Below are 12,532 nucleotides of genomic sequence, written 5' to 3'. Positions count from 1 at the left end.
AGTTGAAAGAGCGGCCCCGGGCCATGTGTCCGGGGCCGCTTTTCGTTTCTGTCTGTCGGTTGGTGCAAGCCAGTCATGCAGACAATGCGCATGTCGCCAATTCGTGCCTCTGGCCGGATTGACGAAAGGCCGATTGCGGTGTATGTCGCCGGCCACGATCAGAATCGCGCGGTGATTTGCACCGCAGTTCTAAGCGCTGCAGTTTTCAAAGGCCTGGTGACGGGTCAAGTTCGGCAGGGCTCCTCATGACTAGAAAGAGTGACAGGGGCACCCCTCGGTGTCCCTGTGATTTTTGAAAATTAGGGGCCGGCCAGTCATGGTAATTCACTGTCTCTGCGTATGCGGGACGCAAGAAAAGAAACAAGGACAAGTCGAATGAACGGCCAGAATATCCGCATCCGCCTCAAGGCGTTTGATCACCGGGTTCTCGATGCCTCTACGCGGGAGATCGTCTCGACCGCAAAGCGCACCGGTGCAAGCGTTCGCGGCCCGGTACCGCTCCCGACCCGCATTGAAAAATTCACCGTTAACCGTTCGCCGCACGTCGACAAGAAGAGCCGCGAACAGTTCGAGATGCGCACGCATAAGCGCCTGCTTGACATCGTAGACCCGACCCCGCAGACCGTCGACGCTCTGATGAAGCTCGACCTGGCTGCCGGCGTTGACGTCGAGATCAAGCTCTAAGAAGGAATTCCGGCGAGAGCCGAAATAACAAGGAAGGTACGTGGCAAGACCTGCCAACGACTTCTCGAAACGGGAAACCCGAAGGTTCGGAAGGGCCGGAGTGGAATCCTTAAACAAAGAGGAAAGGCCGAGATCTGATCGCGGCCGCGACTCTCAAGAGGAATGAACCAATGCGTTCAGGTGTGATTGCACAGAAAGTGGGAATGACCCGCGTCTATAACGACGCCGGCGAACATATCCCGGTAACAGTTCTGCGGCTGGATAACGTACAGGTCGTTGCCCAGCGTACGGTTGACAAGAACGGCTACACCGCGCTCCAGCTCGGTGCCGGCACGTCCAAGGTCAAGAATACGACGAAGGGTCTGCGTGGCCACTTCGCCGCTGCGAGCGTAGAGCCCAAGGCCAAGCTCGTCGAGTTCCGCGTTTCCGAAGACAACCTCATCGATGTCGGCGCACAGCTGACCGCGAGCCATTTTGAAGCCGGCCAGCTGGTCGACGTCACGGGCACGACGATCGGTAAGGGTTTTGCTGGTGCCATGAAGCGCCACAACTTCGGCGGTCTCCGCGCTACCCACGGCGTCTCCGTTTCGCACCGCTCGCATGGTTCGACCGGTTCGAACCAGGATCCGGGCAAGGTCTGGAAGGGCAAGCGCATGGCTGGTCACATGGGCCAGACGCGCGTCACCACCCAGAACCTCGAAGTCGTTTCGACCGATGAAGATCGTGGTCTCATCCTTGTGAAGGGCGCAGTTCCCGGTTCCAAGGGTTCCTGGATCATCGTCCGCGACGCCGTCAAGTCGGCGAAGTAAGGGAGCCAAGCACATGGAATTGAACGTCAAGACCCTCGAGGGCAAGGACGCCGGCAAGGTTTCTCTGTCGGACGAAATCTTCGGCCTGGAGCCCCGCGAAGATCTGATCGCTCGCATGATCCGCTACCAGCTGGCCAAGAAGCGCCAGGGTACGCACAAGATCAAGGGCCGCTCGGAAGTCTCGCGCACCGGCTCGAAGATGTACAAGCAGAAGGGCACCGGTCGTGCTCGTCACCATTCGGCCCGCGCTCCGCAGTTCCGCGGCGGTGGTAAGGCTCATGGCCCGGTTGTTCGCAGCCACGCTCATGACCTGCCGAAGAAGGTTCGTGCGCTCGCTCTGCGTCACGCCCTCTCTGCCAAGATGAAGTCGGAAGATGTGATCATCGTCGACAACCTGGTTGCGGCTGAAGCCAAGACCAAGCTGCTCGTCGGCAACTTCGCCTCGCTCGGCCTCACCAACGCTCTCGTCATCGGCGGCGCCGAAATCGACAGCAACTTCAAGCTCGCCGCTTCGAACATCCCGCACATCGATGTTCTGCCGGTTCAGGGCATCAACGTTTATGACATCCTGCGCCGTGGCAAGCTCGTCCTGTCCAAGGCTGCTGTGGAAGCTCTGGAGGAGCGGTTCAAATGACGGATCTTCGCCACTACGACGTGATCGTATCTCCGTCGATCACTGAAAAGTCGACCATGGTGTCTGAGTACAACCAGGTTGTCTTCAACGTCGCCAAGGGTGCAAGCAAGCCGGAAATCAAGGCTGCTGTCGAAGCCCTCTTCGGCGTCAAGGTCACCGCCGTCAATACGCTCGTCCGCAAGGGCAAGACCAAGCGTTTCCGCGGCTTCGCCGGCAAGCAGAAGGACGTCAAGAAGGCGCTCGTGACGCTCGCCGAAGGTCAGTCCATCGACGTGTCGACGGGCGTCTGAGGTAGGGAACAAGAACAATGGCATTGAAAAGCTACAATCCGACGACCCCGAGCCAGCGTCAGCTGGTCATCGTCGACCGCTCTGGCCTCTGGAAGGGCAAGCCGGTCAAGGCGCTGACGGAAGGTCTCACCAAGAGCGGTGGTCGTAACAACTACGGTCGCATCACCGCCCGCTTCATCGGTGGCGGTCACAAGCGCACCTATCGTCTGGTCGACTTCAAGCGTCGCAAGTTCGACGTCGAAGGCACCGTCGAGCGCCTGGAATACGACCCGAACCGTTCGGCCTTCATCGCTCTCGTGACCTACACGGACGGCGAGCAGGCCTACATCCTGGCACCGCAGCGCATTGCTGCCGGTGACAAGGTCATCGCATCTGAGAAGGCCGTCGACGTAAAGCCGGGCAACACCATGCCCCTGCAGTACATCCCGGTTGGTTCGATCGTTCACAACGTCGAAATGAAGCCCGGCAAGGGCGGTCAGATCGCACGTTCGGCTGGCACCTATGTCCAGCTCGTCGGCCGCGATGCCGGCATGGCGATCCTGCGCCTGAACTCGGGTGAGCAGCGTCTGGTCCCGGGCTCCTGCCTGGCCACCATCGGCGCCGTTTCCAACCCGGATCACGGCAACACCAACGACGGCAAGGCTGGTCGCACCCGTTGGCGCGGCAAGACCCCGCATAACCGCGGTGTCGTCATGAACCCGGTCGACCACCCGCACGGTGGTGGTGAAGGCCGCACCTCCGGTGGTCGCCACCCGGTTTCCCCGTGGGGCAAGCCCACCAAGGGCAAGCGGACTCGCTCGAACAAGTCGACCGACAAGTTCATCATGCGCTCGCGCCACCTGAAGAAGAAGTAAGAGAGGTAGTCAGAAATGGCTCGTTCAGTATGGAAAGGCCCGTTCGTCGACGGCTATCTTCTCAAGAAGGCTGAGAAGGTTCGCGAAGGCGGCCGCAGTGAAGTAATCAAGATGTGGAGCCGTCGCTCCACCATCCTGCCGCAGTTCGTAGGTCTGACCTTCGGCGTCTACAACGGCAGCAAGCATGTGCCCGTCTCTGTCAACGAAGACATGGTCGGCCACAAGTTCGGTGAATTCGCTCCCACCCGGACCTATTACGGTCACGGTGCGGACAAGAAGGCGAAGAGGAAGTAACAATGGGCAAGGCAAAAGCCGAACGCCGGCTGAAAGACAACGAAGCGCAGGCAGTCGCCCGCACGATCCGCGTCAGCCCCCAGAAGCTCAACCTGGTTGCCGCGCTCATCCGCGGCAAGAAGGTCGAGCGCGCTCTCGCTGACCTGGAATTCTCCCGCAAGCGCATCGCCGGCACCGTTCGCAAGACGCTCGAGTCTGCGATCGCCAATGCCGAAAACAACCATGATCTCGACGTCGATCAGCTGATCGTCGCCGAGGCCTATGTTGGCAAGTCGATCACCATGAAGCGTTTCCACGCTCGTGGCCGCGGCCGCGCATCGCGCATCGAAAAGCCGTTCTCGCACCTCACCATCGTTGTGCGCGAAGTCGAAGCCAAAGGGGAGGCCGCATAATGGGTCAGAAAATCAATCCGATTGGCTTCCGCCTCGGGATCAACCGCACCTGGGATAGCCGCTGGTTCGCCGACAACGCCGAATACGGCAAGCTGCTCCACGAAGACCTGAAGATCCGCAAGTATCTGATGGACGAGCTGAAGCAGGCTGGCATCGCCAAGGTCGTCATCGAGCGTCCGCACAAGAAGTGCCGCGTCACGATCCACTCGGCTCGTCCGGGTCTGATCATCGGCAAGAAGGGTGCAGACATCGAGAAGCTTCGCAAGAAGATCTCGTCGATGACGAACTCGGAAACCCACCTCAACATCGTTGAAGTGCGCAAGCCGGAAATCGACGCAACGCTCGTTGCCCAGTCGATCACCCAGCAGCTCGAGCGTCGTATCGCATTCCGTCGCGCCATGAAGCGCGCCGTTCAGTCGGCCATGCGTCTCGGTGCCGAAGGCATCAAGATCACCTGCGCCGGCCGTCTCGGTGGTGCTGAAATCGCTCGTACCGAATGGTACCGCGAAGGTCGCGTGCCGCTCCACACCCTGCGTGCAGACATCGATTACGGTACGGCTGAAGCCGAAACCGCATACGGCATCTGCGGCGTGAAGGTCTGGATCTTCAAGGGCGAAATCCTCGAGCACGATCCGATGGCATCGGAACGCCGTGCACTCGAGGGCGATGCCCAGGGTCCCGCAAGCCGTGAACGCGGTGATCGTGGCGACCGTCGCCGCGAGAACGCTTGATTGAACGCTGGCGAAAGATAAGCTCGGAGAAGTAAGAAAATGTTGCAGCCAAAGCGTACAAAGTACCGCAAGCAGTTCAAGGGCCGCATCAAGGGCGTCGCCAAGGGCGGTTTTGATCTGGCATTCGGTGAATTCGGCCTCAAGGCTCTGGAACCGAACCGCGTGAACGCTCGCGAAATTGAAGCAGCCCGTCGTGCGATCACCCGCTACATGAAGCGTGCTGGTCGCGTGTGGATCCGCGTATTCCCTGACGTTCCGGTCACGGCAAAGCCAACCGAAGTTCGTATGGGTAAGGGTAAGGGTTCGGTCGAATACTGGGCATGCAAGGTCAAGCCTGGTCGTATCATGTTCGAGATCGACGGCGTATCGGAAGAGATCGCGCGCGAGGCCCTTCGCCTCGGTTCCGCCAAGCTCTCTGTCACGACGCGCTTCGTACAGCGCATTGCAGAGTGAGGATCAAGTCGATGAAAGCCGCAGACGTACGCGCCATGAGCGCCGACCAGCTGAACGACGAGCTTGCGAAGCTGAAGAAGGAGCAGTTCAACCTGCGCTTCCAGAAGGCCACCGGCCAGCTCGAGAAGTCTTCCCGCATTCAGGAAGTTCGTCGTGACATCGCACGCGTGAAAACCATTGCCCGCCAGAAGGCGGCAGAAGCCAAGGCCTAAGGACCAGAAGAATATGCCGAAACGCATTCTGCAGGGCGTAGTTGTCAGCGACAAGAACGACAAGACTGTCGTTGTTCGCGTTGAGCGTCGATTTGCCCACCCGCTGCTTCAGAAGACCGTTCGCCGGTCCAAGAAGTACAAGGCACATGACGAAACCAACCAGTACAAGACCGGTGACGTCGTCTCCATCCAGGAGTGTGCACCGATCTCCAAGGACAAGCGCTGGACGGTAATTTCCGCCCAGGCTTAATTTACGGACTTGCTGCGCAAGGGCTTGCACCTTGCGCAGAAATCTGTATGAAGCAGGCCACTGGCTGAGAACGCTCGGAATCGGGCGTTCTTTTTTGCTTTGAGCGCACGGAAGGTCTCTTATGGGAAACCACCCTGTATTTGTCTTCCCGCGCACATCAGAAATTTATCATAAGCCCGGATAGGGGGCCTCGGCCCAACCGTTCGGGTTACAACAAGAAGGCGACCTGACATGATTCAGATGCAGACTAACCTCGACGTGGCGGATAATTCCGGCGCACGTCGTGTCATGTGCATCAAGGTGCTGGGCGGTTCCAAGCGCAAGTACGCTTCGATCGGCGACATCATTGTCGTTTCGATCAAGGAAGCGATCCCGCGCGGCCGCGTGAAGAAGGGTGACGTGATGAAGGCGGTTGTCGTTCGCACCGCCAAGGACATCCGTCGCGCCGACGGCAGCGTCATTCGATTCGATAACAACGCAGCCGTTCTTATCGACAACAAGAAAGAGCCGATCGGCACCCGTATCTTCGGACCGGTTCCGCGCGAACTTCGCGCCAAGAACCACATGAAGATCATCTCGCTGGCTCCGGAAGTACTGTAAGGGGAGCGACGAGCGATGAACAAGATTCGTAAGGGCGACAAGGTCGTCGTACTTGCTGGCAAGGACAAGGGCCGTTCGGGCGAAGTCCTCCAGGTCCTGCCGAAGGAAGACCGTGCGGTTGTCCGTGGCATCAATGTTGTCAAGCGCCACCAGCGCCAGACGCAGACCGCGGAAGCCGGCATCATCAGCAAGGAAGCTTCGATCCATCTGTCGAACATCGCGATCGCCGACAAGGACGGCAAGCCGACCCGCGTCGGTTTCAAGGTCGTTGACGGCAAGAAGGTTCGTGTAGCCAAGCGTTCGGGAGAAGTGATCGATGGCTGAGGCAAAGTATGAGCCGCGGCTCAAGGCCGAATACGTAAACCGCATTCGCAAGGCTATGCAGGAGCAGTTCTCCTACGCCAACGAAATGCAGATCCCGAAGCTCGACAAGATCGTGATCAACATGGGCGTGGGTGAGGCAACTGCCGACTCCAAGAAGCCCTCCGTTGCAGCGGCTGACCTTGCAGCGATCGCCGGCCAGAAGCCGGTTGTCACCAAGGCCCGCAACTCGATCGCTGGCTTCAAGGTCCGCGAAAACATGCCGATCGGCGCAAAGGTCACCCTGCGCGGCGCCCGCATGTACGAGTTCCTGGACCGCCTGGTCAACATCGCGCTTCCGCGCGTTCGCGACTTCCGCGGCCTGAACCCGAAGTCCTTTGACGGCCGTGGCAACTTCGCCATGGGCATCAAGGAGCACATTGTGTTCCCGGAGATCAACTACGACAAGGTTGATCAGATGTGGGGCATGGACATCATCGTTTGCACGACGGCGACCAACGACGACGAAGCTCGGGCTCTTCTGAAAGAGTTCAACTTCCCGTTCCGTCAGTAACCGTAACGACGAGCGTAGAAGAGGAACTTCGATATGGCGAAGACAAGCGCAGTTGAAAAGAACAAGCGCCGCCGCAAGATTGCCGCGAGCCAGGCCGCAAAGCGTGCCGGCCTGAAGGCGATCATCATGAACCAGGCTCTTCCGATTGAAGAGCGGTTCAAGGCTACCCTGAAGCTGGCAGAACTGCCGCGCGACGGCTCCAAGACCCGTATTCGCAACCGTTGCGAAGTCACCGGTCGTCCGCGTGCATTCTACCGCAAGCTTGGAATGTCGCGTATCGCGCTTCGCGAGCTTGGCAACACCGGCAAGGTGCCGGGCGTTGTGAAGTCGAGCTGGTAAGGAGACGCCAATATGACGATGACTGATCCGTTGGGCGATATGCTCACCCGTATCCGGAATGGCGCAGCTCGCCGCAAGAGCTCCGTTTCCACTCCGGCCTCCAAGCTCCGTGCCCGCGTTCTCGACGTTCTGCAGGCCGAGGGTTACATCCGTGGCTACAGCCAAGTCGATTATGGCAATGGCAAGTCTGAACTCACGATCGAACTGAAGTACTACGAAGGTGCTTCGGTCATCCGCGAGATCGGCCGCGTATCCAAGCCGGGCCGCCGAGTTTATGTCTCGGTCAAGTCCATCCCGCAGGTCGCGAACGGCCTCGGCATCACCATCCTTTCGACTCCGAAGGGCGTGATGGCCGATCACCAGGCTCGCGAACAGAACGTTGGTGGTGAGGTACTCTGCTCCGTCTTCTAAGACGGGCAGGGGATCTCCATAGCGAACAGACAGGATAAAAACTATGTCTCGTATCGGTAAGAAGCCCGTTCCGGTTCCGGCTGGTGTGACTGCCGCCGTCGATGGCCAGAAGGTCACGGCGAAGGGCCCGAAGGGTGAACTTTTCTTCGTCGCGAATGACGAAATCTCCGTGAAGCTCGAAGACAACGCCGTTGTCGTACAGCCGAACAACGACTCCAAGGATGCTCGTTCGAAGTGGGGCATGTCCCGCACGATGATCGAGAACATCTTCAAGGGTGTTAAGGACGGTTACGAGCGCAAGCTCGAAATCAACGGCGTTGGTTACCGTGCGTCGCTCCAGGGCAAGAACCTGCAGCTCGCACTCGGCTTCAGCCACGACGTCGTGTATGAGCCGCCGGTCGGTATCTCGATCGCTGTTCCGAAGCCGACCGAAATCATCGTGTCCGGCATCAACAAGCAGCAGGTCGGCCAGGTCGCCGCCGAGATCCGCGAATATCGCGGTCCGGAGCCCTACAAGGGCAAGGGCGTCAAGTATGCCGAAGAGCGGATCGTCCGCAAAGAAGGCAAGAAGAAGTAAGGATCGCGCGAAATGGCAAGCAGAAAAGAAGCACTTGTTCGCCGTGCGAACCGCGTACGGCGTCAGATCAAGGCGGTGGCAAATGGCCGTCCGCGTCTGTCGGTACATCGCTCTTCGAAGAACATCTACGCTCAGATCATCGACGACGTCGCTGGCAAGACCCTTGCCGCTGCTTCGACGCTCGATGGCGGCCTGAAGGGCGAGCTCAAGACCGGCGCCGACATCGCAGCAGCAGCTGCCGTTGGCAAGCTGGTCGCCGAGCGTGCCGTCAAGGCTGGCGTGAAGGAAGTCGTCTTCGACCGTGGCGCCTTCATCTATCATGGCCGCATCAAGGCTCTCGCCGAAGCGGCTCGTGAAGGTGGTCTGACCTTCTAAAATGAATTTCCACCCGGGCTTGCGTTCGGGTGGATTTCCGGCTTTAAGCCGGTCACACCGGATTCCACCTTGACCCGCAAGGGCAGGGTGGAACTTTGCGTAATCTGCCGATTGCACCCGGAAAAGAAAAAGGAAAAGGACAATGGCACAAGAAAAGCGTGGTTCGCGGGATGACCGTCAGAACCGTGAAGAGCGCGATAGCGAGTTTGTCGACAAGCTGGTCGCCATCAACCGCGTCGCCAAGGTCGTCAAGGGCGGCCGTCGTTTTGGCTTCGCAGCCCTCGTCGTCGTCGGCGACCAGAAGGGTCGTGTAGGCTTCGGCCATGGCAAGGCACGTGAAGTGCCGGAAGCCATCCGCAAGGCAACCGAAGCTGCCAAGCGCGATATGATTTTCGTTCCCCTGCGTGATGGCCGCACTCTGCATCACGACGTCAACGGCCGTCACGGCGCCGGCAAGGTTCTCCTTCGCTCCGCCAAGGCCGGTACCGGTATCATCGCCGGTGGTCCGATGCGCGCCGTCTTCGAGACGCTCGGCATGTCGGACGTCGTCGCCAAGTCGACCGGTTCGTCGAACCCCTACAACATGGTTCGCGCAACCTTCGACGCGCTGAAGGCTCAGGTGCATCCGAAGGACATCGCTGCTCAGCGTGGCCTGAAGTATGCCACCCTCCAGGCTCGCCGCGCTGCCTCTGGCAACGCTGCTGAAGAATAAGAGGAGTCTGAACCATGGCTAAGGCTACGAAGAAGACTGAAGCAAAGACGATCACGATCGAGCAGATCGGTTCGCCCATTCGCCGTCCGGAAGTGCAGCGCAAGACGCTCATCGGTCTGGGCCTCAACAAGATGCACCGGGTCCGCACCCTGGAGGACACTCCTTCGGTTCGCGGCATGATCCGTGCTGTCCAGCATCTCGTTCGCGTCGTCGACGAGAAGTGAGACGGGGGAAGTCATCATGAAACTGAATGAAATCAAAGACAACGAAGGCGCCTCCAAGGAACGTATCCGCGTAGGTCGCGGTATCGGCTCCGGCAAGGGCAAGACCGGTGGTCGCGGTGTGAAGGGTCAGAAGGCTCGTTCCGGCGTTGCCATCAACGGCTTCGAAGGCGGCCAGATGCCGATCTATCGTCGCCTGCCGAAGCGCGGCTTCAACAACATCTTCGCTTCTGAATACGTCACCGTATCGCTCGGCCGTATCCAGACCGCGATCGATGCTGGCAAGCTCGACGCCAAGGCAACGGTTGATGCTGCTTCGCTCAAGGCAGCCGGCGTGATCCGCCGCGCCAAGGACGGCGTTCGCGTCCTGTCCGACGGCGAACTGAAGGCCAAGCTCACGATCGAAGTTGCCGGCGCCTCCAAGGCCGCCGTCGAGAAGATCGAAAAGGCTGGCGGTTCCATCAAGCTGCTTGAAGCAGCCAAGGAAGCCGCTGAATAAGTGAAAGACAATCGCCCGGGGTGCTTCACACCGGGCGATTTTGCTCCCATATGTGAGCCTCACGATCCCAGGACGGAATGGACGTCGTTTTGTCCTCCGGGTCATCTGGAAAACAAGGGTGTGAGGCATGCGGTTGCGTCGCAACTTCTCTCCGCGCCCTGTTTTCTGAAAAAACAGTTTGAACGAATAGCCTCCGGTACTGACGGTTTCCCGTCACCGGTTTAGGTTGGCGGAGAATTCTATGGCTTCTGCAGCGGAACAACTGGCCTCGAACCTGAACTTCTCGACTTTCGCCAAGGCGGAAGATCTGAAGAAGCGTCTGTGGTTCACCCTGGCCGCATTGCTGGTCTATCGCCTCGGCACGCATATTCCGCTGCCCGGCCTCAATCCGGAGGCCTATGCCGCCGCCTTCCAGGGCCAGTCCGGTGGTATCCTCGGCCTCTTCAACATGTTTGCCGGCGGCGCCGTCGAGCGCATGGCGATCTTCGCGCTGGGCATCATGCCCTACATCTCCGCGTCAATCATCGTGCAGCTGATGACGTCGGTCGTCCCGGCCCTCGAACAGCTCAAGAAAGAGGGCGAGCAGGGCCGCAAGATCATCAACCAGTATACCCGCTACGGGACCGTGCTGCTCGGCACGCTCCAGGCATACGGCATCGCCATCGGCCTCGAATCGGGCCAGGGCATCGTCGCCGATCCGGGCTGGTTCTTCCGCGTTTCGACCGTTCTGACGCTGCTCGGCGGCACGATGTTCCTGATGTGGCTCGGTGAGCAGATCACCTCGCGCGGCATCGGCAACGGTATTTCGCTGATCATCTTCGCCGGCATCGCCGCTGGTCTCCCGACCGCCGTTGCGCATACGCTGGAGCTCGGCCGTACCGGTGCGCTTTCGACGCTGCTGATTCTCACCGTCATCGTCGTTGCCATCGCCGTCATCGCGCTGATCGTCTTCGTCGAGCGGGCCCAGCGCCGGCTTCTGATCCAGTATCCGAAGCGCCAGGTCGGCAACCGCATGTTCCAGGGCGACACCTCGCACCTGCCGCTGAAGCTCAACACCGCAGGCGTCATTCCGGCAATCTTTGCGTCCTCGCTGCTGCTCCTGCCCGCAACGGCGGCCGGCTTCACCGGCAACCAGGCCCTGCCGGGCTGGGCGACGACCATCATCGCCTCGCTGCAGCACGGCCACCCGGTCTACATGCTGCTCTACGGTGCACTGATCGCCTTCTTCGCCTTCTTCTACACGGCCATCGTCTTCAATCCGAAGGACACGGCCGACAACCTGAAGAAGCACGGCGGCTTCATCCCGGGCATCCGCCCCGGCGACCGCACGGCCGAATACATCGACTACGTGTTGACGCGCATCACCGCGGTCGGCGCCATCTATCTCGTTTTCGTCTGCGTACTGCCTGAAATCCTCATCGCGCGCACCGGGATCCCATTAGCCCTTGGTGGTACTTCGCTTTTGATTGTTGTCAGCGTCACCCTTGATACTGTAGCACAGATTCAGGGACACCTGATTGCCCAGCAATACGAGGGTCTGATCAAGAAGTCGAAGTTGCGTGGAGGAAAGAGGGGACGATGAGACTGATTCTGTTAGGACCGCCGGGCGCGGGGAAGGGGACCCAGGCCCAGCGGATCGTGGAGAAGCACGGCATCCCGCAGCTCTCCACCGGTGATATGCTTCGTGCCGCGGTTGCCGCCGGCACGGAGGTCGGCAAGCGCGCCAAGGCTGTCATGGACGCCGGCAAGCTCGTTTCCGACGAGATCGTCATCGCCATCGTTTCCGAGCGCATCGATGCGCCCGACTGCGCCAATGGCTTCATCCTCGATGGTTTCCCGCGCACGCTCGTGCAGGCCGATGCCACTGAGGCCATGCTGTCCGGCAAGAACCTCGATCTGTCGGCGGTCGTCGAGATCCGCGTCGACGACGAGATCCTCGCGGATCGAATCGCCGGTCGTTACACCTGCGCCAACTGCGGTGCGGGTTACCACGACGAAAACTTGAAGCCGAAGGTGGAAGGCGTCTGCGACAAGTGTGGTTCGACCCACTTCAAGCGTCGTCCGGACGACAATCGCGAGACCGTCCGTACTCGCCTGCAGGCCTACTACAAGGAAACCTCGCCGCTGATCGGTTATTACCACGCCAAGGGTAAGCTGCATTCGGTCGACGGCATGGGCGAGATCGATGCCGTCACCGGCGAGATCGAAGCCATCCTCGCCAAGCTCTAAAGGCCTGGCAGTCCCAAGAATCTTCGCGGGGTCGGTTGCTTTTGTCGATCGATTCCGTTAAAGACCGCGCCAACTCGCGACATGACTGCGAT

General features: G+C 59.8%; 23 protein-coding genes. All 23 read left to right on the top strand.

What is annotated here, in order from left to right; translation table 11 throughout:
- The first annotated feature begins 375 nt into the window (after window positions 1–375).
- The 23 genes from rpsJ to FAA86_RS20560 all read left to right on the top strand — a co-directional run bounded on the left by rpsJ (window position 376) and on the right by FAA86_RS20560 (window position 12,440).
- Window positions 376–684 (top strand): 30S ribosomal protein S10, encoded by a 309-nt coding sequence (gene rpsJ, locus FAA86_RS20670; RefSeq protein WP_006728688.1) that lies wholly within the window; start codon window positions 376–378, stop codon window positions 682–684.
- Window positions 685–854: 170 nt separating this feature from the next.
- The gene (rplC, locus tag FAA86_RS20665; RefSeq protein ID WP_113462306.1) at window positions 855–1,493 is read left to right on the top strand and encodes a 50S ribosomal protein L3; all 639 of its coding nucleotides are present in this window, start codon (window positions 855–857) and stop codon (window positions 1,491–1,493) included.
- Window positions 1,494–1,506: 13 nt separating this feature from the next.
- A complete protein-coding gene (gene rplD, locus FAA86_RS20660) occupies window positions 1,507–2,127 on the top strand; it encodes a 50S ribosomal protein L4 (RefSeq protein ID WP_113462305.1) in 621 nt (206 codons plus the stop codon).
- Window positions 2,124–2,417 carry a 50S ribosomal protein L23 gene (locus tag FAA86_RS20655; RefSeq protein WP_113462304.1) on the top strand — a complete coding sequence of 98 codons (294 nt, stop codon included), beginning with the start codon at window positions 2,124–2,126 and terminating at the stop codon, window positions 2,415–2,417. The genes rplD and FAA86_RS20655 overlap by 4 nt, the downstream gene beginning before the upstream one ends.
- 17 nt (window positions 2,418–2,434) lie before the next feature.
- Entirely contained in the window at window positions 2,435–3,271 is an 837-nt protein-coding gene (gene rplB / locus FAA86_RS20650) for a 50S ribosomal protein L2 (protein WP_113462303.1), read from the top strand.
- A gap of 15 nt (window positions 3,272–3,286) precedes the next feature.
- Window positions 3,287–3,565 (top strand): 30S ribosomal protein S19, encoded by a 279-nt coding sequence (gene rpsS, locus FAA86_RS20645; RefSeq protein ID WP_062282885.1) that lies wholly within the window; start codon window positions 3,287–3,289, stop codon window positions 3,563–3,565.
- Between the two features lie 2 nt (window positions 3,566–3,567).
- Window positions 3,568–3,957 (top strand): 50S ribosomal protein L22, encoded by a 390-nt coding sequence (gene rplV / locus FAA86_RS20640; RefSeq protein ID WP_113462302.1) that lies wholly within the window; start codon window positions 3,568–3,570, stop codon window positions 3,955–3,957.
- Window positions 3,957–4,688, top strand: coding sequence for a 30S ribosomal protein S3 (rpsC, locus tag FAA86_RS20635; RefSeq protein ID WP_113462301.1), 732 nt, complete (start codon window positions 3,957–3,959; stop codon window positions 4,686–4,688). The genes rplV and rpsC overlap by 1 nt, the downstream gene beginning before the upstream one ends.
- Window positions 4,689–4,727: 39 nt before the next feature.
- On the top strand, window positions 4,728–5,141 hold the full coding sequence (gene rplP, locus FAA86_RS20630; protein ID WP_006728680.1) for a 50S ribosomal protein L16: 414 nt from the start codon (window positions 4,728–4,730) through the stop codon (window positions 5,139–5,141).
- Window positions 5,142–5,152: 11 nt separating this feature from the next.
- The gene (gene rpmC, locus FAA86_RS20625; RefSeq protein WP_028735898.1) at window positions 5,153–5,353 is read left to right on the top strand and encodes a 50S ribosomal protein L29; all 201 of its coding nucleotides are present in this window, start codon (window positions 5,153–5,155) and stop codon (window positions 5,351–5,353) included.
- A 13-nt stretch (window positions 5,354–5,366) separates the two neighbouring features.
- Entirely contained in the window at window positions 5,367–5,603 is a 237-nt protein-coding gene (rpsQ, locus tag FAA86_RS20620; protein WP_113462300.1) for a 30S ribosomal protein S17, read from the top strand.
- 231 nt (window positions 5,604–5,834) lie between these two features.
- Entirely contained in the window at window positions 5,835–6,203 is a 369-nt protein-coding gene (rplN, locus tag FAA86_RS20615; protein WP_006728677.1) for a 50S ribosomal protein L14, read from the top strand.
- A 15-nt stretch (window positions 6,204–6,218) separates the two neighbouring features.
- Entirely contained in the window at window positions 6,219–6,527 is a 309-nt protein-coding gene (rplX, locus tag FAA86_RS20610) for a 50S ribosomal protein L24 (RefSeq protein WP_113462299.1), read from the top strand.
- Window positions 6,520–7,077 carry a 50S ribosomal protein L5 gene (gene rplE / locus FAA86_RS20605; protein WP_113462298.1) on the top strand — a complete coding sequence of 186 codons (558 nt, stop codon included), beginning with the start codon at window positions 6,520–6,522 and terminating at the stop codon, window positions 7,075–7,077. The genes rplX and rplE overlap by 8 nt, the downstream gene beginning before the upstream one ends.
- A gap of 33 nt (window positions 7,078–7,110) precedes the next feature.
- Window positions 7,111–7,416 (top strand): 30S ribosomal protein S14, encoded by a 306-nt coding sequence (rpsN, locus tag FAA86_RS20600; protein WP_113462297.1) that lies wholly within the window; start codon window positions 7,111–7,113, stop codon window positions 7,414–7,416.
- Window positions 7,417–7,428: 12 nt separating this feature from the next.
- Window positions 7,429–7,827, top strand: a complete 399-nt coding sequence (gene rpsH / locus FAA86_RS20595; RefSeq protein ID WP_112684667.1) for a 30S ribosomal protein S8 — start codon at window positions 7,429–7,431, stop codon at window positions 7,825–7,827.
- A gap of 43 nt (window positions 7,828–7,870) precedes the next feature.
- Window positions 7,871–8,404, top strand: a complete 534-nt coding sequence (gene rplF / locus FAA86_RS20590) for a 50S ribosomal protein L6 (RefSeq protein WP_113462296.1) — start codon at window positions 7,871–7,873, stop codon at window positions 8,402–8,404.
- Window positions 8,405–8,416: 12 nt separating this feature from the next.
- The gene (gene rplR / locus FAA86_RS20585; protein ID WP_113462295.1) at window positions 8,417–8,779 is read left to right on the top strand and encodes a 50S ribosomal protein L18; all 363 of its coding nucleotides are present in this window, start codon (window positions 8,417–8,419) and stop codon (window positions 8,777–8,779) included.
- Window positions 8,780–8,921: 142 nt separating this feature from the next.
- A complete protein-coding gene (gene rpsE, locus FAA86_RS20580) occupies window positions 8,922–9,491 on the top strand; it encodes a 30S ribosomal protein S5 (RefSeq protein WP_113462294.1) in 570 nt (189 codons plus the stop codon).
- A 14-nt stretch (window positions 9,492–9,505) separates the two neighbouring features.
- Window positions 9,506–9,715 carry a 50S ribosomal protein L30 gene (gene rpmD, locus FAA86_RS20575; protein ID WP_113462293.1) on the top strand — a complete coding sequence of 70 codons (210 nt, stop codon included), beginning with the start codon at window positions 9,506–9,508 and terminating at the stop codon, window positions 9,713–9,715.
- Window positions 9,716–9,731: 16 nt separating this feature from the next.
- Window positions 9,732–10,211 (top strand): 50S ribosomal protein L15, encoded by a 480-nt coding sequence (gene rplO, locus FAA86_RS20570; RefSeq protein WP_113462292.1) that lies wholly within the window; start codon window positions 9,732–9,734, stop codon window positions 10,209–10,211.
- Between the two features lie 241 nt (window positions 10,212–10,452).
- Window positions 10,453–11,793 (top strand): preprotein translocase subunit SecY, encoded by a 1,341-nt coding sequence (gene secY, locus FAA86_RS20565; RefSeq protein ID WP_136542899.1) that lies wholly within the window; start codon window positions 10,453–10,455, stop codon window positions 11,791–11,793.
- Window positions 11,790–12,440: an adenylate kinase gene (locus FAA86_RS20560; protein ID WP_136542898.1), complete on the top strand. Its 651-nt coding sequence runs from the start codon at window positions 11,790–11,792 to the stop codon at window positions 12,438–12,440. The genes secY and FAA86_RS20560 overlap by 4 nt, the downstream gene beginning before the upstream one ends.
- Window positions 12,441–12,532 lie beyond the last annotated feature (92 nt).

Source organism: Rhizobium rosettiformans W3 (assembly GCF_004912135.1).
In the GTDB taxonomy this organism is placed as follows: domain Bacteria; phylum Pseudomonadota; class Alphaproteobacteria; order Rhizobiales; family Rhizobiaceae; genus Allorhizobium; species Allorhizobium rosettiformans.
Note: the sequence above shows the minus strand (reverse complement) of the source record. Positions and strands in the feature narration are given on the sequence as shown.

Bases quoted from the DNA above. Each gene is read 5' to 3' on its own strand.
- rplN (WP_006728677.1), top strand. From the start codon at position 5,835: ATGATTCAGATGCAGACTAACCTCGACGTGGCGGATAATTCCGGCGCA.
- rplF (WP_113462296.1), top strand. From the start codon at position 7,871: ATGTCTCGTATCGGTAAGAAGCCCGTTCCGGTTCCGGCTGGTGTGACT.
- FAA86_RS20560 (WP_136542898.1), top strand. From the start codon at position 11,790: ATGAGACTGATTCTGTTAGGACCGCCGGGCGCGGGGAAGGGGACCCAG.
- rpmC (WP_028735898.1), top strand. From the start codon at position 5,153: ATGAAAGCCGCAGACGTACGCGCCATGAGCGCCGACCAGCTGAACGAC.
- rplR (WP_113462295.1), top strand. From the start codon at position 8,417: ATGGCAAGCAGAAAAGAAGCACTTGTTCGCCGTGCGAACCGCGTACGG.
- rplE (WP_113462298.1), top strand. From the start codon at position 6,520: ATGGCTGAGGCAAAGTATGAGCCGCGGCTCAAGGCCGAATACGTAAAC.
- rplB (WP_113462303.1), top strand. From the start codon at position 2,435: ATGGCATTGAAAAGCTACAATCCGACGACCCCGAGCCAGCGTCAGCTG.
- rpmD (WP_113462293.1), top strand. From the start codon at position 9,506: ATGGCTAAGGCTACGAAGAAGACTGAAGCAAAGACGATCACGATCGAG.
- rplO (WP_113462292.1), top strand. From the start codon at position 9,732: ATGAAACTGAATGAAATCAAAGACAACGAAGGCGCCTCCAAGGAACGT.
- rpsC (WP_113462301.1), top strand. From the start codon at position 3,957: ATGGGTCAGAAAATCAATCCGATTGGCTTCCGCCTCGGGATCAACCGC.
- rpsQ (WP_113462300.1), top strand. From the start codon at position 5,367: ATGCCGAAACGCATTCTGCAGGGCGTAGTTGTCAGCGACAAGAACGAC.
- rpsJ (WP_006728688.1), top strand. From the start codon at position 376: ATGAACGGCCAGAATATCCGCATCCGCCTCAAGGCGTTTGATCACCGG.
- rpsS (WP_062282885.1), top strand. From the start codon at position 3,287: ATGGCTCGTTCAGTATGGAAAGGCCCGTTCGTCGACGGCTATCTTCTC.
- rpsH (WP_112684667.1), top strand. From the start codon at position 7,429: ATGACGATGACTGATCCGTTGGGCGATATGCTCACCCGTATCCGGAAT.
- rplD (WP_113462305.1), top strand. From the start codon at position 1,507: ATGGAATTGAACGTCAAGACCCTCGAGGGCAAGGACGCCGGCAAGGTT.
- rplV (WP_113462302.1), top strand. From the start codon at position 3,568: ATGGGCAAGGCAAAAGCCGAACGCCGGCTGAAAGACAACGAAGCGCAG.
- rplC (WP_113462306.1), top strand. From the start codon at position 855: ATGCGTTCAGGTGTGATTGCACAGAAAGTGGGAATGACCCGCGTCTAT.
- secY (WP_136542899.1), top strand. From the start codon at position 10,453: ATGGCTTCTGCAGCGGAACAACTGGCCTCGAACCTGAACTTCTCGACT.
- rpsE (WP_113462294.1), top strand. From the start codon at position 8,922: ATGGCACAAGAAAAGCGTGGTTCGCGGGATGACCGTCAGAACCGTGAA.
- rplP (WP_006728680.1), top strand. From the start codon at position 4,728: ATGTTGCAGCCAAAGCGTACAAAGTACCGCAAGCAGTTCAAGGGCCGC.
- rplX (WP_113462299.1), top strand. From the start codon at position 6,219: ATGAACAAGATTCGTAAGGGCGACAAGGTCGTCGTACTTGCTGGCAAG.
- rpsN (WP_113462297.1), top strand. From the start codon at position 7,111: ATGGCGAAGACAAGCGCAGTTGAAAAGAACAAGCGCCGCCGCAAGATT.
- FAA86_RS20655 (WP_113462304.1), top strand. From the start codon at position 2,124: ATGACGGATCTTCGCCACTACGACGTGATCGTATCTCCGTCGATCACT.